General features: G+C 71.5%; 17 protein-coding genes, 1 tRNA gene and 1 rRNA gene. 11 read left to right on the top strand and 8 right to left on the bottom strand.

All coding sequences use genetic code 11. The features are described from left to right. Nucleotides 1–210 precede the first annotated feature (210 nt). Both rrf and ACYVGT_RS24935 read left to right on the top strand, forming a co-directional pair. Nucleotides 211–328 (top strand): 5S ribosomal RNA (gene rrf / locus ACYVGT_RS24930). 243 nt (nucleotides 329–571) lie between these two features. Next, nucleotides 572–1531, top strand: a complete 960-nt coding sequence (locus ACYVGT_RS24935) for a helix-turn-helix transcriptional regulator (RefSeq protein WP_460862844.1) — start codon at nucleotides 572–574, stop codon at nucleotides 1529–1531. A gap of 511 nt (nucleotides 1532–2042) precedes the next feature. Here the strand turns inward: ACYVGT_RS24935 and ACYVGT_RS24940 are convergent. Further along, nucleotides 2043–2351, bottom strand: coding sequence for a hypothetical protein (locus ACYVGT_RS24940; RefSeq protein WP_460862845.1), 309 nt, complete (start codon nucleotides 2349–2351; stop codon nucleotides 2043–2045). 370 nt (nucleotides 2352–2721) lie between these two features. Between ACYVGT_RS24940 and ACYVGT_RS24945 the strand changes: the two genes are divergently transcribed. The 3 genes from ACYVGT_RS24945 to ACYVGT_RS24955 all read left to right on the top strand — a co-directional run bounded on the left by ACYVGT_RS24945 (nucleotide 2722) and on the right by ACYVGT_RS24955 (nucleotide 4113). After that, a complete protein-coding gene (locus ACYVGT_RS24945) occupies nucleotides 2722–3555 on the top strand; it encodes a helix-turn-helix domain-containing protein (RefSeq protein WP_460862846.1) in 834 nt (277 codons plus the stop codon). A gap of 242 nt (nucleotides 3556–3797) precedes the next feature. After that, complete coding sequence (locus ACYVGT_RS24950; protein WP_017595396.1) at nucleotides 3798–3920, top strand: DLW-39 family protein; 123 nt, start codon at nucleotides 3798–3800, stop codon at nucleotides 3918–3920. A 117-nt stretch (nucleotides 3921–4037) separates the two neighbouring features. Continuing rightward, a tRNA-Ala gene (locus ACYVGT_RS24955) sits at nucleotides 4038–4113 on the top strand. 157 nt (nucleotides 4114–4270) lie between these two features. On the opposite strand, the gene ACYVGT_RS24960 is transcribed toward ACYVGT_RS24955, so the two are convergent. The 3 genes from ACYVGT_RS24960 to ACYVGT_RS24970 all read right to left on the bottom strand — a co-directional run bounded on the left by ACYVGT_RS24960 (nucleotide 4271) and on the right by ACYVGT_RS24970 (nucleotide 7109). Beyond that, a complete protein-coding gene (locus ACYVGT_RS24960) occupies nucleotides 4271–4717 on the bottom strand; it encodes a winged helix-turn-helix transcriptional regulator (RefSeq protein WP_460862847.1) in 447 nt (148 codons plus the stop codon). 82 nt (nucleotides 4718–4799) lie between these two features. Beyond that, on the bottom strand, nucleotides 4800–5567 hold the full coding sequence (locus ACYVGT_RS24965; protein WP_460862848.1) for an alpha/beta fold hydrolase: 768 nt from the start codon (nucleotides 5565–5567) through the stop codon (nucleotides 4800–4802). A 102-nt stretch (nucleotides 5568–5669) separates the two neighbouring features. Then, a complete protein-coding gene (locus tag ACYVGT_RS24970; protein WP_460862849.1) occupies nucleotides 5670–7109 on the bottom strand; it encodes an MFS transporter in 1440 nt (479 codons plus the stop codon). A gap of 156 nt (nucleotides 7110–7265) precedes the next feature. On the opposite strand from ACYVGT_RS24970, the gene ACYVGT_RS24975 reads away from it, so the two are divergent. Then, complete coding sequence (locus ACYVGT_RS24975; RefSeq protein WP_460862850.1) at nucleotides 7266–8057, top strand: VOC family protein; 792 nt, start codon at nucleotides 7266–7268, stop codon at nucleotides 8055–8057. Nucleotides 8058–8105: 48 nt separating this feature from the next. Here ACYVGT_RS24975 and ACYVGT_RS24980 read toward each other — a convergent pair whose 3' ends face one another. Then, entirely contained in the window at nucleotides 8106–9341 is a 1236-nt protein-coding gene (locus ACYVGT_RS24980) for a bile acid:sodium symporter family protein (protein WP_460862851.1), read from the bottom strand. A gap of 321 nt (nucleotides 9342–9662) precedes the next feature. Between ACYVGT_RS24980 and ACYVGT_RS24985 the strand changes: the two genes are divergently transcribed. From ACYVGT_RS24985 to ACYVGT_RS24995, 3 genes are all read left to right on the top strand, one after another. After that, complete coding sequence (locus tag ACYVGT_RS24985; RefSeq protein WP_460862852.1) at nucleotides 9663–10838, top strand: FAD-dependent monooxygenase; 1176 nt, start codon at nucleotides 9663–9665, stop codon at nucleotides 10836–10838. A 52-nt stretch (nucleotides 10839–10890) separates the two neighbouring features. After that, complete coding sequence (locus ACYVGT_RS24990; protein WP_460862853.1) at nucleotides 10891–11697, top strand: IclR family transcriptional regulator domain-containing protein; 807 nt, start codon at nucleotides 10891–10893, stop codon at nucleotides 11695–11697. Nucleotides 11698–11871: 174 nt separating this feature from the next. Next, nucleotides 11872–12483 carry a DUF4870 domain-containing protein gene (locus ACYVGT_RS24995; RefSeq protein WP_460862854.1) on the top strand — a complete coding sequence of 204 codons (612 nt, stop codon included), beginning with the start codon at nucleotides 11872–11874 and terminating at the stop codon, nucleotides 12481–12483. Nucleotides 12484–12629: 146 nt separating this feature from the next. On the opposite strand, the gene ACYVGT_RS25000 is transcribed toward ACYVGT_RS24995, so the two are convergent. Next, a complete protein-coding gene (locus ACYVGT_RS25000; protein WP_460862855.1) occupies nucleotides 12630–13211 on the bottom strand; it encodes a hypothetical protein in 582 nt (193 codons plus the stop codon). A gap of 514 nt (nucleotides 13212–13725) precedes the next feature. Here ACYVGT_RS25000 and ACYVGT_RS25005 point away from each other — a divergent pair. Then, the gene (locus ACYVGT_RS25005) at nucleotides 13726–14250 is read left to right on the top strand and encodes a peptidylprolyl isomerase (protein ID WP_460862856.1); all 525 of its coding nucleotides are present in this window, start codon (nucleotides 13726–13728) and stop codon (nucleotides 14248–14250) included. 22 nt (nucleotides 14251–14272) lie between these two features. Next, complete coding sequence (locus tag ACYVGT_RS25010) at nucleotides 14273–15160, top strand: rhomboid family intramembrane serine protease (RefSeq protein ID WP_460862857.1); 888 nt, start codon at nucleotides 14273–14275, stop codon at nucleotides 15158–15160. 300 nt (nucleotides 15161–15460) lie between these two features. Here ACYVGT_RS25010 and ACYVGT_RS25015 read toward each other — a convergent pair whose 3' ends face one another. Beyond that, on the bottom strand, nucleotides 15461–15721 hold the full coding sequence (locus tag ACYVGT_RS25015; protein ID WP_460862858.1) for a cell division protein CrgA: 261 nt from the start codon (nucleotides 15719–15721) through the stop codon (nucleotides 15461–15463). A 164-nt stretch (nucleotides 15722–15885) separates the two neighbouring features. Then, complete coding sequence (gene pknB, locus ACYVGT_RS25020; protein ID WP_460862859.1) at nucleotides 15886–17691, bottom strand: Stk1 family PASTA domain-containing Ser/Thr kinase; 1806 nt, start codon at nucleotides 17689–17691, stop codon at nucleotides 15886–15888. Nucleotides 17692–17698 lie beyond the last annotated feature (7 nt).

Below are 17698 nucleotides of genomic sequence, written 5' to 3' on the forward strand. Positions count from 1 at the left end.
TGTGAGGGGTGGAGCTGACCGGTACTAATAGGCCGAGGGCTTGTCCACCGCGGATGCTGGGTGCTCGCGCACACTGATTGATTTTCTTGCCCCGCTTTTTGTGTGGGGTGGGGGGGTTGGTTCCCGTTGGTTGGGAAGATCCATTGGACCCGTTTTTTGCGGGTGGGTGGGTGTTTCTGGCTGTGCGGGGTCTGTGAATCGTTGTTTGTGCGTGGTGGTTATGGCGGGAAGGCTACACTCGGTCCCATTCCGAACCCGGTCGTTACGTTTCCCAGCGCTGATGGTACTGCCTCCATGGTGGGGGTGGGAGAGTAGGTCGCTGCCACGCCTTTTTGTGGTGGGGAGGGGTTGGAGGGCTTTTGGTTCTCTGGCTCCTCCCTTCTTTTTTGCCCACACTTGTGAACATGTGAAATCCTGTCTCTGGAAATAGGGAAATGGCGGCCCGCCGCCTTCCTCCGAGGCGGTTTCGCGTTCCGCTGCGGTGGCGAGAGACAGCGCAATGTCCGTCCCCGGGTAGATTGCTCAGGCCGGTCGCGATCCCGCTGCCGGTTTCGGCGGGAAGAGGGGGAGCATGTCCTCGCAAGGCTCAGCCCGGCTGCTGGAGCTGCTCTCCCTGCTGCAGAGCCGCCGGGAACGGACGGGGCCGGAACTGGCCGAGCGGCTCGGCGTGACCGACCGCACGGTGCGCCGCGACATCCAGCGGCTGCGCGAACTCGGCTACCCCGTCGATGCCGCCCCCGGCCTGGCCGGCGGATACCAGCTCGGCATCGGCAGCCGGCTCCCTCCCCTGCTGCTCGACGACGCTGAGGCGGTCGCGGTCGCGGTCGGGCTCCGGACTGGTGCGGCCGGAGCGCTCCCCGCAGTGGAAGAGGTCTCTGCGCGGGCCCTGGCAAAGATCGAGCAGGTGCTCCCCTCCCATGTGCGGCGCAGGGTCGACGCGATCAGTACGCAGACCGACTCGGTCGCCCGGATCGAGCCGGAGATCGACGCGCAGTGCCTCACCGTCGCTGCCGGGTGCTGCCGCGACGCGGAGCGGATGCGTTTCGGGTACCGCGACCACGGCGGTGCCCTCACCCGCCGGCATGTGGAGCCCAACCGCATCGTGCACGCCTTCGGCCGGTGGTATCTGCTGGCCTGGGACACCGACCGCGTTGACTGGCGCGTGTTCCGGCTGGATCGGATGTCGGAACCCCGTGGGACCGGATCCCGGGGCCCGCGGCGCGCACCACCGGAAGATCCGGCCGACTACGTACTGCGCTCCATCACCACCTCGGCGCACGCCATCACGGCGCGGGTACGGCTGGAGATGCCTGCGGACGAGGCGGTGGAGCTCCTCTCCCCCGTGTACGGGGTCATCACGCCGATCGACGAGAAGAGCTGCCGTTTCGCGGCCGGCGGCAGCGACCTGGCGTCGGTCGCAGTGGGTCTGCTCTACATCGGGCGGGACTTCACCGTGGAAGACCCTCCAGAGCTGGCCGGCCACCTGCGCGCTCTGCGCGGGCGGATCGACCGGGCAATCCCGGACCCCTAGCCGGCGAGCCCCGGTGCTGCGCTCGGGCTCCCCAATGTCGACATAGAGATCTGTCCGTAAAGGGCTTTCGAGTCAGCCCGAATCCACGGGGACTGGTGCCCGCGGAACGGCACAGCGGGCGGCGTGCACGCACACCGCAATGGCCGCGCGGCGGCCGCGGCCGCGCGGGCGGTGCCGCCGACACTCCGCCGACGGCGGTGCGCCGACTGGAGCGCAGGACGCTCCCCCGCAGCGGAGAGCCGCGGTGGGCAGGGCGTCCGGCGGAGGAGGGGACGCTACTCGTCGTCGTCCACGGGAGTCGGAGGGTCCATCAGCTGCCGCACCAGGGCGAGGAACTCTTCGTCGCTCATCGTGGCCCAGTCAACGCGCTCGTTCATGCTGAGCGGTTTCCCCGCCTTCAAGATCGATAAGCGTGATTAGCCGGATGTGGTCGCGCAGACTTCTCCGGAACGAGGGCGCTGCGGCGGCGGAGCCGGCCGGGGGCGCGGGCGGGCCCGCGGGCGGCTCCGGATCAGAACCGGCGATGCACCGCGGAGCGGCATTCCGGGCAGCGGCACCGCTTGTTGTATCCGGTGACGGTGCCGTGCGGCAAGTCCGGGTCGCGCTCCGCGGCGAGCGTGGCGTCCAGCTGGTCGCCGAATGCGCCCAGGATCCGCGCGGCCGCGAAGACGTGCCGCGGCGAGGTGCCGAGCGCATGCGCGGCGTCGTCGATGTGCTCCCCTTTGCGCAGCTTGGCGATCAGGCGCGAACGGAGGGACGGAGGGAACTCCTCCTCGGCATTCGCGATCAGCTGCTCGGCATCATCGATGGGGTGGCTCATGAACGTCCTTAACGTGCGGGCAGGAGCACCCCTCGGGGTGCCCTTCGCGAGCATGCTACGCGGTTGGCGGGGCCCAGGGCCCCGCAATGCCGCTGCAGCGGTCAACCGGCCTCTCCGGCAGGGGCGGGGGGTGCGGTCGTGCGCAGCGGGGAGCCGGAGCGCGGTGGGGATTCCGCGCTGCAGGTCCGCGGGCGCGCAGCGTGCGGAACCGCCGGAAATCCGGTGCTGCGCCGGGAAGCAATCCGGAAGAGACGGTTGATTTCTAGGAATTCCGTGGCTCACGCTAGTGGTACAGGTTCGCCGGCATACCCCCGCTCGACGTCCCCGCTCGATCCACGAGAACGGTGTCCCCCGTGTACGGATCAGTGCTATGACCAGTCCCACCGTCCGCCGCCGACGACTCAGCGCCGAACTGCGCCGGCGGCGCGTGCAAGCGGGTATGACCCTCAGCGACGTTGCCGAGGTGCTCGAATGGTCGCCGGCGAAGCTCGGCCATATCGAGACGGGCATTCGGAAATGGCCGTCGGTCACCGAGGTTTCCGCCCTGCTGCAGTTGTACGGGGTCACCGGCGGCCAGCGCGAAGCGGTGCTCACTCTGGTCCGGGAATCGCGGCTGCGGCCCTGGTGGACCGAGTACGAGGACGTTCTCTCCTCCGCCTACGTGGGAAATGAGGCGGGCGCCGCGGCGATCGACTCCTACGGTGGCATCGTCATCCCGGACCTCCTGCAGGCTCCGGAGTACACCGCGCTCCTCGGGCGCAGCCGCGGCCTTGGCGCGTCGGCGGTGGAGCGCATGGTCGCCGCCTATCTCAAGCGCCAGGAGATCCTCGACCGGGACGGGCTCGTCCGCTACCAGGCCATGATCGAGGAGGACGCGCTCCGCCGCGTCTCCTCCGACGCCGACCTCCTCCACCTCCAGCTGCGCCGGATCATCGACCTGGTGCGCACCGACCGCCGGGTCACCGTCCGCCTGCTGACCACCGACGCCGGTCCGCACCCGGGCGCGTGCGGACCGTTCACCCTGCTGGAGTTCGACGACGACGAGCCGTCGCTCGGCTTCGTGGAGGCGCCGCAGGGCGGCGCGATCGTCGAAAGCGGCGACGAGGTCGAAGCGTGCCGGAACGTGTGGTCGGAGCTCACCCGCCGCGCGCTCACGCCGGAGGAGAGCATGACCAATCTCAAGCGGCTTTCGCTGCTCACCTGAGCGCGGATCCGGGCGGGACTTCGGGGAAACGCGCGGCAGAGAAGCGCAAAATCGGCTTTCTGCGCCGGGTGGGGCGCATGGGGCTGGCACGGCGCGTCCGAGGAGCAGTGCGGGGGGTTGCTAGTCTGCAGGGAGACAACCCCATAAAGTGCTCTACTGACGCCTTCCGCTCGGTGGTCCGCCGTCCGAGCTTTGCGTCCTACCACCTGAAGTTGTCCGTGATCGAAGAAGGGGTCCACGCCGTGAAGAAGATCATCGTGCTGGTGCTAGTGGCCCTCGGCGCGTTTGCCGTCTACCGGAAGATCCAGGCCGACCGCGCCGAGCTCGACCTGTGGACGGAAGCTACCGCCGCGAGCGAGAACTAGCCTGCCGCAGACCGGTCAGCCACGGCACCGAGCGTGTCGGTGGCTGTCGGCTGTGCAGTCCGGCTGTACCGGCCGGCGGCCACTGCGGCATCCGAACCCGGTATGCTTACCCCGTCCGGGGCCATAGCTCAGCTGGCAGAGCGCTGGTTTTGCATACCAGAGGTCAGGGGTTCGACTCCCCTTGGCTCCACCACACAGCAAGGCGAACGAGTGGCGGCCGCCCTCCCACGGGAGGGGGGGCGCCCCCCCTCCGGGGGGGGGGCGGCCGCCACTCGTTGGTGTATCCGGGGGCGACGGCTGGGCCCGGACGGTGCGGCGCGGTGGTGCGGGTTGGTCGGCGAGCGGTGCTTCTACTCGGGGGTGGAGACCTGGTCGGCGGCCGTGCCGTGGGTCGCGTGGAGGGCGTCCATCAGATGGGACCAGGACGGGGGCAGCGTGTACTGGAGCTCGCGCGCGGCAGCGGCCCTGTCCGCGTCGGCGGGGCAGTGGCGGGCGCCCCACTGGCCGATGGCGGCGAGGACCGGAACGAGGTCCACGCCCTTCGCGGTGAGGCTGTAGCGGGACTTCTGCTTGTGCGCGGGGTCGCTCCCGCGGACCAGGATGCCGGCGGAGGCGAGCCGGTCCAGGCGGTCGGCGAGGATGCTGGTGGTGATCCCCTCCTCGGAGCCGCGGAGCAGCTCCCGGAAGTGCCGGCGGTCGGCGAAGATGATGTCGCGCAGGATCAGCAGGGTCCAGCGGTCGCCGAAGAGCTCGATCGCCAGGTTGATGGGACAGCCTGAGCGGTCGGTGATGGCCATTGCTTCCTCCTTGCGGAGCTGCGGAGCTGCGGAACTGCGGAGCGCGGGGCCTGCTCCCACTCGGAAGGGCCCCTGCGCCCGTTCAGGACGGCTGCTGCGCAGCGCGGCCGGCGTAGTGGCCGGCTTCTTCGGCGACGAGATCGGCCACCTCCTCCGGGGCGGAGAGCATCGGCCAGTGGCCCGAGGCGATATGCCGTTTCCGCCAGGCTGCTGCACCGCGCGCGGCCGCCGGTGCACTGCGCCAGGCGGCCTCCTCCCCTTCCGGCGACAGCGCGACGTAAGTCGCGGGCTGCGCAGCGACCGGGGCGCCCATCCGGGCCGGGTCGGTCACTGTCCGACCGGGATGGGAGGTGAACCCGTCCGCCAGGACGTCGAGGTCCTGTTCGCTCAGGCCGGGCTCACCGGCGAGCATCGCGCGCTGCGGAGGCAGCCACAGGGTTCCGGCGGCGGCGATGTCCGCCTGCTCCTGCGCCCGGTCCTCCGCCGACGCGCCCCAATCGTCCAGGAGGCAGCGTCCGTCCGCGGGCAGGAACCCGCCGAAGTGGACCAAGCCGGCGACCTTGCCGCCGGCCCGGTCGGCGACCTGTCCCGCCACCGTCGAGGAGTAGGAGTGCGCCACCAGTACGACGGGCCCCGCGGCTCTGCCGACGTGGGCGAGGAGCTGCCCTACGTGGTCCTCCAGCCGGACCGCTGCGGCGTCCGCGGGCGCCGTGCCGGCGGCGAGCCCGTCCAGCGTCACCGCCTCGGCGCGGATACCGCGGGCGGTCAGCCGCTCCGCGGTCGGCTCCCAGATCCACGCGCCCATCCAGGCGCCCGGAACCAGCACCGCGGTCATGTGCGGAGCGGTCATCGCTCACCCCAACTGATCTCGTTTCTAGGACAGTTCGAGGATGGCGATTCCGATTGCGAAAGTCAATCGGTTCTGCCTCCGGGTGTGCGGCCGGAGGCCGGGTCAGGAAGAGGTGATGGACTTCTTGCTGAGGGGCTCGGCGATGTCCTCAAGGGAGCGGCGGGCGGCCTCGATCCCGAGGAGGAGCTGGACGAGGCCCGCGCCGATCATGAGAGCGGCGCCGATGTAGTAGCCCAGGGCCACCGAGGCCGGGTTGCCCGACTCGATCAGGGCGCCGAAGAGGGTCGGGCCCACGATGCCGCCCAGGGCGGTGCCGACCGAGTAGAAGAGGGCGATGGCCTGGGGGCGCGTCTCCATCGGGAAGACCTCGCTCACGGTGAGGTAGGCCGAGCTGGCGCCGGCGGAGGCGAAGAAGAACACCGCGCACCAGCACAGGGTCAGGGTGACCGCGTCCAGCAGCCCCGCCTGGAAGAGCGCGCCGGTGGCCACCAGCAGGCACCCGGAGCCGATGTAGGTCCCCGAGATCAGCGGTTTCCGGCCGACCGAGTCGAACAGTGGCCCGAGCAGGACGGGGCCGAGGAAGTTGCCCAGCGCCAGCGGGATGATGAAGAGCGGGGCGGTGTCCGAGCCCACGCCGAAGAAGGCCGTCAGTACCAGGGCCTGGGTGAAGAACACCGCGTTGTAGAGGAACGCCTGGCCCGCGAAGAGGCACAGCCCCACCAGGGTCCGGCGCGGGTAGGTGACCGCGATCGTGCGGGCCACTTCCCGCAGCAGCGTGGTGCTGCGCTGCTCCAGGGTGAGCGTGCCGTGCGGTACGGGCAGGCGGTCCCGGTGGGTATCGCGCTCGACAGCGTCCTCGATCGCGCCCACCACCTGCTCGGCCTCCTCGGTGCGGCCGTGGATCACCAGCCACCGCGGGCTCTCCGGGACGATTCGGCGCACGATGAGGATGATGATGCCGAGCGCCCCGCCCAGGGCGAAGAGCAGTCGCCAGCCGATCCATTCCGGGAGCAGGTCGGGGTTGAGCAGCGGGTAGGCCAGTGCGGCGCCCGCGGCCGCGCCGAGCCAGTAGGAGCCGTTGACCATCAGGGAGATCCGGCCGCGCAGCCGGGCCGGGACCATCTCGTCGATGGCGGAGTTGATCGCCGCGTATTCGCCGCCGATGCCGAAGCCGGTGAAGAAGCGGCAGAAGAAGAACCACAGCGCCGACCCGGAGAAGGCGGTCAGGAGTGTCGCCGCGAGATACACGCCGAGGGTGACCAGGAAGATCTTGCGGCGCCCGTACTTCTCGGTCAGGTGCCCGAAATAGAGCGATCCGAGGCAGGCGCCCACCACATAGACCGAGGCCGCCATGCCCACCTGGCCCTCGGTGATGCCCAGGCCGCTCCCCGGCTCGGTGATCCGGGAGCCGATCGCACCCACGATGGTGACTTCGAGGCCGTCGAGGATCCACACGCTGCCCAGGCCGACCAGGATGAGCCAGTGCCAGCGGCTCCACGGGAGGCGGTCGAGGCGGGCGGGGATATCCGTGGTGGCCTTCATTCCCCCTCCGTCACCGTGCGGAGGGTCCGCATAACGCCGGTTGGGGACATCCGGCCGAGGGCTTTGCCGCAGGTCGGACCGGGGGCGATGAGAATGGTCGGTGGCTGACGTCATTGTCTGGGCGGGGCTCAGGGCGGGCCCGCTGAGGAGGACACCATGATCACCACCGACATGTTGGCCGGGTCGCCGTGCTGGCTCGACCTGGGGGCGCCGGATGTGCCGGCGGCCGCGGCCTTCTACACCGCGGTTTTCGGCTGGGATACGTTCGACCCGATGGGCGGCGGCGAATACCTGCTCTTCCAGAAAGATGGGCGGGTGGCTGCGGCGGTCGGCGGGCTCGACGAGGGCGCCCGGTCGGCGTGGACCGTGTACTACGCCGTCGACGACACCGACGCAGTGGCGGCGGCCGTCGCCGGTTCCGGCGGGCGCGTGCGCACCGAGCCCGGCGACATCCCCGGGGTCGGCCGGTTCGCCCAGCTCAGCGACCCGAAGGGCGGCCAGTTCGCGGTCATCCACTCCGCGGACAACTCCGCCTTCGGCGCGGTCGACGAGCCGGACACCTTCGGCTGGGCCGAGCTGTGGACTCCGGACGCCGGGGGCGCGAAGGCGTTCTACAGCTCGGTGCTCGGCTGGGAGTACACCGATATGCCGATGCCCGCAGAAGGGGGCGGCACCTACACGCTGATCCGGCCGGGCGGCACCGGCGACGACCGCAACCAGGGCGGCCTGATGCAGGTCGGCGCCGACGAGTTGGCGCCCTCGGGTGGCGCGGCCGACTGGCACCCGGTCTTCTACACCGCCGACTGCGACGCGGCGGTCGACCGGGTGCGCGGCGCCGGCGGCACCGTCTACATGGGCCCCGACGACGCGCCCGGGGTCGGCCGTATCGCCGCCTGCTCGGACCCGGCGCACGCCGCCTTCGTGCTGCTGACCCCCTCGCCGAACTGACCGCGCCGCCGTGGCGGTCCGCCGCCCCGGCCCGGGGCGGCGGACCGTTCAGCGCGCCGACCGCTCAGCGGCGCCGTCCGGATCCCCGGCGCCGGGTTCGGCCGCGCGCGCCTCATCCCGCTCCAGGTCGCGGAGGAACTTCTTGGCGAAGACGGCCGCGGCGAGCAGGTTCTGCGTCTTCCCGTAGACCACCGCGGGCACGATGGCCAGCGGATTGAAGTAGGTCGCGGCCAGTGCGGGGGCGATGGCCGCGTTCTCCACCCCCACCTCGTAGCTGGCTGCGATGCGCTGGCGGCGGTTGAAGCCCAGGAGCTTCGGCGCGTAGTAGCCCAGGGAGAGCCCCAGCACCCCCTGCACGATGCAGGCCGCCAGTACCGCGGGCAGCACGGCGAGGTTGCCGAGGATGGTCTCGGCTCCCTTGGAGAGCGTGCCCATCAGCACGAGGGCGAGCGAGACCACGGCGATCGGGGCGAGGAGCGGTTTGATCCGCGCGACCGCGCGCGGGAACAGAGCGCCGGCGAGGCTCGCCAGCACCACCGGCGCCAGCACGTAGCCGGCGAGGTCGAGGAACATCCCGACGGTGTCGACGCTGGTCTCCCCGCCGACGAACAGGCGGATCAGCAGCGGCTGCAGGAACGGCGCCACGAGGACGTTGATCGCCGTGGCCGACACCGAGAGCGCCAGGTCGCCCCTGCTGATGAGGGTGAGGCTGTTGGAGGCGGCTCCCGGGGGCGAGGTGCACAGCAGCATCATGCCGATTGCGAGCGGGGTCGCCGTCTCTTCGGGCAGGAAGGCGCGGAAGGCCACGAACGAGACGCAGAATCCGGTCAGCGGCATGATCAGCCAGCGCACCACCACGACCAGCGAGACGACACGGGCGTTGCGCACCACGTCCTTCCAGTCCTCCACCGTGATCTGCACGCCCATGACGGCGAGGGTCACCATCAGCACCGTTGTGAAGTGGGTGCCGAAGAAGGAGGTGCCCACGGTGGGATGGAACGCGAAGCCGAAGACCATGCCGAGCAGGAGCAGCGTCGCCGACGATGCGCCGACGTAGGCGCAGATCCGGAGCCACGCCGGCTGGCCGCCGGGCCGACCGCGCTCCTGGGCGAACGCCCGGTAGCCGAGGGCGAGGCCGGCGGACCAGAGCAGCACCAGTGCGGCCGCGGCCCAGGGGCGCTCGGCGAGCGCCATCCCGGTGAAGCCGGATGCGGCCAGCGGGATCAGTGCCCCGGCGATCAGCAGGGCGCTGGAGCCCGCCCGCAGCAGGGGGTGCGGAGTCATGGACGGCCGCCTTTCGCGGTCGGGCACAGACGAGTGCCGCATGCGTCTGGGTGCTGGGCGCGCCAGGCCCGGTGGCAACGGGTCGAGTCGGCAGCGCCTTGTGTTCGAATAACGAAACTTGCCTGCGTTACGCGAATCACATCACCACCTCTCCGGATGGCTGTCAAGAGTGCATGCGCAACCGAAAATCCAGGAGTGAGCTGGTATGGAGTGCGTGCTCGCGAGGGGGTCCAGGGGCGTTGACAGGCTGAGTGGGGAGCTCGTACGGTGCCGAACAAGGCGAATGTAATTCGCTAAGCGAAACATGGAGTGGGGGCCACGGTGAACGACCCGATCCGAGCGGCGATCGTCGGCGGAGGGATCGGCGGCCTGGCCGCCGCGCACGCTCTGACCGCCCAGGGCATCGCCGTCACGGTCTACGAACAGGCGCCGGCGCTCGGCGAGGTCGGCGCAGGCGTCCTGATGACCCCGAACAGCCTGCGGCATCTGACGCGGATGGGCTTCGGCGCGGACCTGGCACGGCTCGGCGGACGGGTGGGCGAGGGCTCGCGCTACTGCCGGGCCGACGGCACTGAGGTGGGTGCGATCCGCACGGCCGACAGCGAGGGGGCGCACGGCGTCATCGGCATGCACCGCGCCGATCTCCTGGGCCTGCTGGCCGACGCGCTTCCCGAAGGGACCGTGCGCACCGGCGCCCGCTGCACCGGTGCCACCCAATCCGGCGCGACCGTGCGCCTGGACTTCGCCGGCGGCGCCACAGCGGAGGCCGACGCCGTCATCGCCGCCGACGGAATCCATTCGGTGCTGCAGGGCAGCGTGGCCGCCCCGGCGGCACCGGTCTACTCCGGCCACGTGGCCTACCGCGGCCTGATCCGCGCTGCCGACGTCCCCGAGATTCCAGACGGCGTGCAGATGGTCTGGATGGGCGACCGGAAGCACTTCATGGTCTACCCGGTGCGCGGCGGCGAGCTGATCAACTACGTCGGCTTCCTGCCGCGCGGCGAAGCCGTCGCGGAGAGCTGGTCGGGCGCCGGCGACCCCGGTGAGCTGCGCGCGGCGTTCAGCGGATGGGACCCCATGGTCACCGCGCTCCTCGACCGTGTCGAACAGACCTACTGGTGGGGCCTGTTCGACCGCCCGCCGCTGGCGCGGTGGACCGCGGGGCGGATCACGCTCCTCGGCGACGCGGCGCATCCGATGCTGCCCCACCTGGGCCAGGGCGCCAATCAGGCGATTGAAGACGGCGTCGCCCTCGGGGTCCTTCTCGGGGCCTGCCGGCGCGGCACGGCGCCCCGGGCCCTCGCCGCCTATGAGAAGCTCCGCCTGCCGCGGACCTCCCAGGTGCAGGAGGGCGCCCGCGCGAACGGCCGGCGGTACGACTCCCAGTACGCGGACCTGCGCGAGCGCGATGCCGAGATCGCCGACGCGGGCACGCTCCGCGCCTGGCTCTACGATCACGACGTGGCCGCCGATGCGCTCCGGGCGGCTGCGGCCTGAGGACATCCGCTCCGGTTTGACGGACCGCCGGTAGGTTTCGTATAACGAAACTGTGGCTGCAGATCGAAATGAACCCGGGCCGGCGTCCGAGCCGGCTGCCTCCGCACAGCGCCGCCCCGAGGGCATGGCCGGACTGGCCAAGGGCCTGTCGATCATCGAGGCGTTCACTGCCGAGCGGCCCAGCATGACGGTCACCGAGGCATCCCGGGCCGCTGCACTCACCCCAGCGGCGGCCCGGCGCTGCCTGCTCACCCTCAGTGAGCTGGGCTACCTCCGCCAGGACGGCAGCACCTTCCGCCCCACGCCGAGGATGATGCGGCTCGGCGCGTCCTACCTGGAGGCGGACGACCTCCCCACGCTGGCGCAGAGCTTCATCCTCGCCGCACGCGACGGACTGGCGGAGTCGGTCTCGGTCGCCGTCTACTCCGGCGGCTCGGCGGTCATCGTGGCCCGCGCCGAGGTGCAGCGGATCGTCTCCACCGGCGTCCGCCTGGGCGCGCAGCTCCCCGCCTACGCCTCGGCTTCCGGGCGCGTCCTCCTCGCCGGCCTGTCCGACGGCGACATCGACGCCTACCTCGCCTCCTGCGCCCCCGTGCGGACCACCCCGAATACGGTGGTCACCATCGCGGAGATCCGCAGCCGCATCGAACTGGCCCGCGAGGAAGGCGCCGCGTTCACGAACGAGGAGCTGGAGCTCGGCGTCCGCTCGATGGCCGTCCCCATCCGCGACGCCTCCGGGCGCACCCGGGCCGCGATGACCGCGAGCACCTTCAGCGCCCGCGCCTCGATCGACGAGATGCGGACGTCCTTCCTCCCCGTCCTGCGGGAGCAGGCCGCCGAACTGGGGCGGCTGCTCTGATCGGGGCCGGTGCCCGCAGGGCCGCTGCGGCGGGGGTTCGGCGGATAGTCTGGGATTCAGGGTCGCCTCAGGGGGTTCCCCGATAGCCCGGGGGCGGGCCGGCTTGATGGGCTGGGAGGGTCGGCCGTACGAGTCCGCCGGTGCGGTCGGCCAGGAGCGCGGGGAGGAGTGAGCGTGGTAGTGCATGACCCGGTTCCGCGGCCTGGAGGCCGCGACGGTTCGCAGGTTCCGCAGGTCCGGCTGACACACGCGGACCGCGATGCCGCCGCCGAGCGCCTCCAGCAGGCGTTTGCCGACGGGCGCCTCGACGAAGACGAGTTCGACGAGCGGCTTTCCACCGCGATGTCCGCCAAGTTCCCGGCAGAGCTGGAGCCGCTGCTCACCGACATCACCCCGGCCGCGCAGCAGCCGGGCCCGTTCGGCAGCCCGTTCACCGCCGCCCCCTCCGCCGAGAAGCCGCCGGACGGTTCGGAGCGGCTGTGGAGCGCCGCCGCGCACGCCTCCGGCTACTTCCTGCTGCCGGTCGGCCCGCTGCTGGTGCTCCTGCTGCAGGGCAACGCGTCGCCGTTCGTGCGCCGGCACGCGATGGAGGCACTCAACTACCAGCTCACCGTCGTGATCGGCTCGATCGTGGGGTTTGCGCTGTTCTTCCTCATCCTGCCGATGCTCGGTGCGCTCCTGCTGCTGCTCGGCTGGCTCATCATGCCGGCCATCGCGGGCGTCGTCGGCCTGCTCGGCGGCGGCTGGAAGTACCCGCTCACCTGGCGCCCGGTCCGCGACCGGTAGCGCACCTCCGCCGGGCGCGGCATCCGCCGCGCTACGCCGCGCAAAACGGCCGGGCCCGCTGCTCCTGCAGCGGGCCCGGCCGTTTCCTGGCTTCGTCCGGCGCGTGCCCCCGGCCGCGGCGGCCGGCGGAGCCCGCGCCTGCGGGGCTACTTGCGGCGGCTGCCGTTCGCGCCGACCTTGACGCCCGATGCCGCGGAGGAGCCATCGGAGCCGGCCTCGGCGCCGTCAGCGGCGGCATCGCCCTGCGCGGCGCTCTTCGCCTTGTCCGCCAGCTGCTCCTTGGTCTCCCGGACCTGCTCGCGGGCCTGGTCGAGGTTCTCCTGCCACTCCGCGTCCTGCGCAGCGCGGCGCAGCCGCACCGCGCCGTACAGCGCCAGCGCCCCCAGAGCGGCGGCGCCGCCGAAGAGGACGGCGCGGGGGATTCGGCGGCGGCCCTGCCGGGCCGCCATCAGCCCCCGGCGGGCCGCGTTGGGCTCGACCCGCCGTGCCGCGGTGTGCAGCGCATCGGAGACGCGCGGCGCGTAGGTGTCCTCCACCCGGAGCGCAGCGGTGTGCAGCCGCGGCGCGGTCCACCCGCGCGCACGGTGCAGGCCCCGCTCGGCGTTGGCCCGCGCCTGGTCGGCCGCCGGGCCGAACTGGTCGCCCAGCTGGTCCCGGAGCTCGTGCAGCCGGGCCAGCGCCGCATCGGTGTCGAAGTCGTTCGCCCGGCGCCTGATGGTGATGGCCACGGTGTTCTCCTTTGCATTGAAGGATCTGGGTACGCACGTGCCCTGAGATCGACGTCTCATGCACGCGCTTTCGGGTCGGCCGGATCACACCGGCGCCGCTGCGGCAGCGGCCCGCCCGCCCGCCGCGTCCCGCGGAGCGCCGCCGGACCGCGCGGCTCCGCTGCGGAGCGCAGCGTCCCGATGCGGGCGTTATGCACGTGTTATCTCAACATACGCCGACCGGTGCCCCCGCAGCGGTGACCGACACGGCGGGCCGATCGCGGCCGCCCGGACCGGGGCGCGGGCCCGCCGCCGCTGCCACGGGGGGCGCCGGTTCCGGGCACTGCGCAAAACGGCAGTGCGGACATCCGGAACGCGGGCGCGGGTGGCCCGGGCCCGGCACATCCACCCCTCAGCCGGTCCGGTTGCGGGTGCAGCCGAGGTGCGGCCGGGCGATTTCGGCACCGCGGGAGGCGCGACGGCGCAGGCCCGGTAACGTGGGGCGGGTACGGACAGGCAACGGAAAGGCAGTTGGGTGACCGACGCGAACGGCCGGCCCACGGCGCGGCTCAACACCAACAAGGGCACGATCGTGGTGGCGCTCTTCGGCGACAAGGCCCCGGAGACGGTGGAGAACTTCATCGGCCTCGCCGAGGGTTCGAAGCAGTGGATCGACCCGACCACGGGCCAGCCCAGCAACGGCAAGCTCTATGACGGCACCATCTTCCACCGTGTCATCGAGAACTTCATGGTCCAGGGCGGCGACCCCCTGGGCAACGGGCGCGGCGGCCCCGGCTACAAGTTCAAGGACGAGTTCGACCCGTCCCTGCGCTTCGACCGGCCCTACCTGCTCGCCATGGCCAACGCCGGGGCGAACACCAACGGCTCGCAGTTCTTCATCACCGTCGGCACCCCCGACTGGCTGAACGACCGGCACACCATCTTCGGCGAGGTCACCGAGGGCCAGGAGATCGTCCAGTCGATCTCCGAGGTGGAGACCAACCCCCAGGACCGCCCGCTGGAGGACGTCCGCATCGACTCCGTCGAAATCCAGCGCTAGGCGTTCCGGGCGGGAATGACGGATGTCTGCTGACGAGGAGACGGCGCCGGGGACGGCAGCGGTGCCGCGGTGCTACCGGCATCCGGAGCGGGAGACCCACATCTCCTGCACCCGGTGCGGGCGCCCCATCTGCCCCGACTGCATGAACGAGGCGGCGGTGGGGCACCAGTGCCCCGCGTGCGTGGCGGAGGGCAACCGGAGTGTCCGGTCGGCGAAGACCGTGTTCGGCGGCCGGCCCACCCGGGCCCCCTACGTCACGTGGACGCTGCTGGGCCTGATGGTGGCCGGCTTCGTCGCGCAGACCGCGGATGACGCCGTCGGCGGAGGGCAGCTCACCGGGCTGTTCGCCATGAACCCGTGGCGGATCGCCGTGCACGGCGACTGGTACCTGCTGCTCACCGCCGCGTTCCTGCACGGCGGCGTGCTGCACCTGGCCTTCAACGGCTTCGCGCTGTACGCGGTCGGGCGGCAGATCGAGGAATGGCTCGGCCACGTGCGCTACGCGGCGCTGTGGATCCTCAGCGCCGCCGGCGGCTCGGTGCTGACCCTCGCCGTCGATCTCGCCACCGGCCAGGCGCAGCTGAGCGTCGGTGCCTCCGGCGCGGTCTTCGGCCTGTTCGGCGCCGCGCTGGTGATCGGCCGGCGGCTGCAGCTGGACATGCGGTTCATCCTGGGCCTGCTGGCGGTCAACCTCCTGATCACCTTCATGGCCCCGAACATCTCCTGGACCGCCCACATCGGCGGCCTGGCGGTGGGAGCGGTGCTTGCCGCCGCCTTCGCCTACCTGCCGCGGAACGCGGCGGGTGCGCGGGGCCGGCAGCAGGCGGCCGTCCACGCGGCCGCCGGCATCGCGGTCGCAGCGGTGCTCGCCGGGATCGCACTCGCCGCAGTGGCGTGGGTGCCGGTCTGACCGCGGGCCTGCGGAGGCGGGCCGAAAGACAAGCAGCAGGGGCCGGGCGGGAGAACCGCCCGGCCCCTGCTGCTCTGCCGTTCTGCCGGGTCCTGTGCTGCTGGTCCGGCGCCGCCGCGGAACCGCCGCGGCGCACGCGGACCCGCTGCCCACCCCCTGTGGATAAAGGTGTGGACAAACCGTCACGCGGAGGCACATGTCCCGGATTGCGCGGATGCTACGGAACTGCGATCAACGCTCTGAACTGCACCGATGTGGGTGCAGCGGGGTGCGGGCCGCAGCCGGGGGCGGCGGCGCCGCTCAGTGCCAGCGTGTGGACAGCAGGACGCAGACGATGATGCCGCCGAAGCCGATCGCGAGGTTCCAGTTGCCCAGATCACCCATGAACGGGATGGTGCCGTCGACGCCGGCGATGTAGTAGGTGGCGATCCACAGCACGCCCAGGAGGCCGAACGCGATCATGGTCGGCGCAAGCCAGCGCGGACTGATCTTCGGCTTTGCCGAGGACTGCGGCGGCGTGTAGACGGCCTTCTTCTTGCGATCGCTGCGGGATTTGGGCACGGTCGCTGCTCCAAAACGATTCGGCCGGGATGGCGGACCTGGTCGCGACCAGTGTACGCCCGGCGGTGGTCGGTGTTGCCGTTCGTGCGGGTCCGCCGGGCGCCGGCCGGGGCCGTGCGCCTGACGGACCCGGAGCTCCGCCCGGAAGCCGCCCGGTCCGGGTGCTAGCGGGCGTACTCCTCCCAAGCGCGGTTCCACGGAAAGTCGCCGGCCGGGTCCGACGGGCTCTCCCCGTTGTTGCCGTCCTCGTCGCCGTTGTCCTCGTCATCGCCCGGCAGCTCCGGGATCGACGGGCCGTCGCTCGGGTCGTCCTGCGGCTCGGTGGCGATGACGACGTTGACCACGGTCCCCGGTTCGACCTCGCTGCCGGCGGCCGGATCCTGGGATGCGACCCGGCCCGGCTCGGCATCGCCGGTCTCCTGCTCGCTGAAGGAGGCGGACAGCCCCTCGTCCTGCAGCCGGGAGTTTGCCTCGTCCTGGGTGAGCCCGCTCAGGTCGGGCACCGAGACGCTGCCCGCGCCCTCGGACACGGTCAGGTTGACGGTGCTTCCCGGCGCAGCTTCGCCGCCGCCCTCCGGGTCGGACGCGACCACGATCCCGGCGTCGTAGGAGTCGGACTCCTGGGTGGACACCTCGCCCACCTCGAAGCCGGCGTCGGAGAGCGTTGCCCGCGCGTCCTCCTCGGTCTGGCCCACCACGTTGGGCACCGACTCGGCCTCGGGGCCCGCCGACACGGTCAGCACGATCTCGGTGTCGGCCGGAACCTCGGTGCCTTCACCGGGGTCGGAGCCGATGACATTGCCCTCGTCAACGTCGGAGCTGGTCTCCTGCTCCTGGGTGACGGAACCGGTGAAGCCCGCGTCGGAGATCTCCGCCTCCGCGTCCTCCGCGCTCATGTTCACCACGTCGGGCACCGCGATGTCGTCCTCACCGCCGCCGTTGAGCAGCAGCCAGCCGCCGATCGCGATCGCGGCGATCGCGATGAGCGCCAGCACGACCCAGAGCGCGGTGCGGCTCTTGCGCTCGTCGTCGTCGAAGTCCTCGTCGTAGCGGTCCCGGCGGTCCTCGGCGGGCGGGAGCGTGGTCGTTGCGCCGGCGGCCGCCATCGCCATGGTGCTCGCGGCGGGCGCCATTCCCTGCAGGCCGCGCTGCAGGTCCTGGCGCATCTCCTCGGCGCTCTGGTACCGCTCCTCGCGGTCCTTGGCCATCGAGCGCAGGACGACCGCGTCCAGCCACTCGGGGATCTCCGGGTCCACCTGGCTCGGCGGCACCGGGTCCTCGCGGACGTGCTGGTAGGCGATGGCCACCGGGGAGTCCCCGGTGAACGGCGGCCCGCCGGTGAGCAGCTCGTACAGCAGGCAGCCGGTCGAGTAGATGTCGGAGCGGGCGTCCACCCGCTCGCCGCGCGCCTGCTCCGGAGAGAGGTACTGCGCGGTCCCGATGACCTGGGACGCCTGCGTCATCGTCGCCTGGTCGTCGTTCATCGCGCGGGCGATGCCGAAGTCCATCACCTTGACCTCGGCCTGCCGCGTCAGCATCACGTTGGCCGGCTTGATGTCGCGGTGGACGATGCCGTTCTGGTGGCTGTACTCGAGCGCGCGGAGGATGCCGTCGGTGATCTCGGCGCAGCGGTCCGGCAGCAGCCGGCGGCCGTCGTCGAGCAGCTCCTTCAGGGTGCGGCCGTCGACGTACTCCATGACGATGAACGGCAGCGAGATGCCGTCCACGACGTCTTCGCCGGTGTCGTAGACCGCGATGATCGACGGGTGGTTCAGCGACGCCGCGGATTGCGCCTCGCGGCGGAACCGTTCCTGGAAGATCTGGTCACGCGCCAGGTCGTGGCGGAGGGTCTTCACGGCGACCATGCGGTCGAGGCGGAGGTCGCGGGCGCGGTGGACCTCGGCCATGCCGCCGCGCCCGACCACCGTGTCGAGCTCGTAGCGGCCACCGAGAAGCCGTGGCTGTGACATGTCCTGA

The organism is Nocardiopsis coralliicola, assembly GCF_054779695.1.

What these genes read in the sequence shown, in the direction of transcription:
- ACYVGT_RS24935 (WP_460862844.1), top strand. Translation starts at nt 572, where the DNA reads ATGTCCTCGCAAGGCTCAGCCCGGCTGCTGGAGCTGCTCTCCCTGCTG.
- ACYVGT_RS24940 (WP_460862845.1), bottom strand. Translation starts at nt 2,351, where the DNA reads ATGAGCCACCCCATCGATGATGCCGAGCAGCTGATCGCGAATGCCGAG.
- ACYVGT_RS24945 (WP_460862846.1), top strand. Translation starts at nt 2,722, where the DNA reads ATGACCAGTCCCACCGTCCGCCGCCGACGACTCAGCGCCGAACTGCGC.
- ACYVGT_RS24960 (WP_460862847.1), bottom strand. Translation starts at nt 4,717, where the DNA reads ATGGCCATCACCGACCGCTCAGGCTGTCCCATCAACCTGGCGATCGAG.
- ACYVGT_RS24965 (WP_460862848.1), bottom strand. Translation starts at nt 5,567, where the DNA reads ATGACCGCTCCGCACATGACCGCGGTGCTGGTTCCGGGCGCCTGGATG.
- ACYVGT_RS24970 (WP_460862849.1), bottom strand. Translation starts at nt 7,109, where the DNA reads ATGAAGGCCACCACGGATATCCCCGCCCGCCTCGACCGCCTCCCGTGG.
- ACYVGT_RS24975 (WP_460862850.1), top strand. Translation starts at nt 7,266, where the DNA reads ATGATCACCACCGACATGTTGGCCGGGTCGCCGTGCTGGCTCGACCTG.
- ACYVGT_RS24980 (WP_460862851.1), bottom strand. Translation starts at nt 9,341, where the DNA reads ATGACTCCGCACCCCCTGCTGCGGGCGGGCTCCAGCGCCCTGCTGATC.
- ACYVGT_RS25010 (WP_460862857.1), top strand. Translation starts at nt 14,273, where the DNA reads ATGTCTGCTGACGAGGAGACGGCGCCGGGGACGGCAGCGGTGCCGCGG.
- pknB (WP_460862859.1), bottom strand. Translation starts at nt 17,691, where the DNA reads ATGTCACAGCCACGGCTTCTCGGTGGCCGCTACGAGCTCGACACGGTG.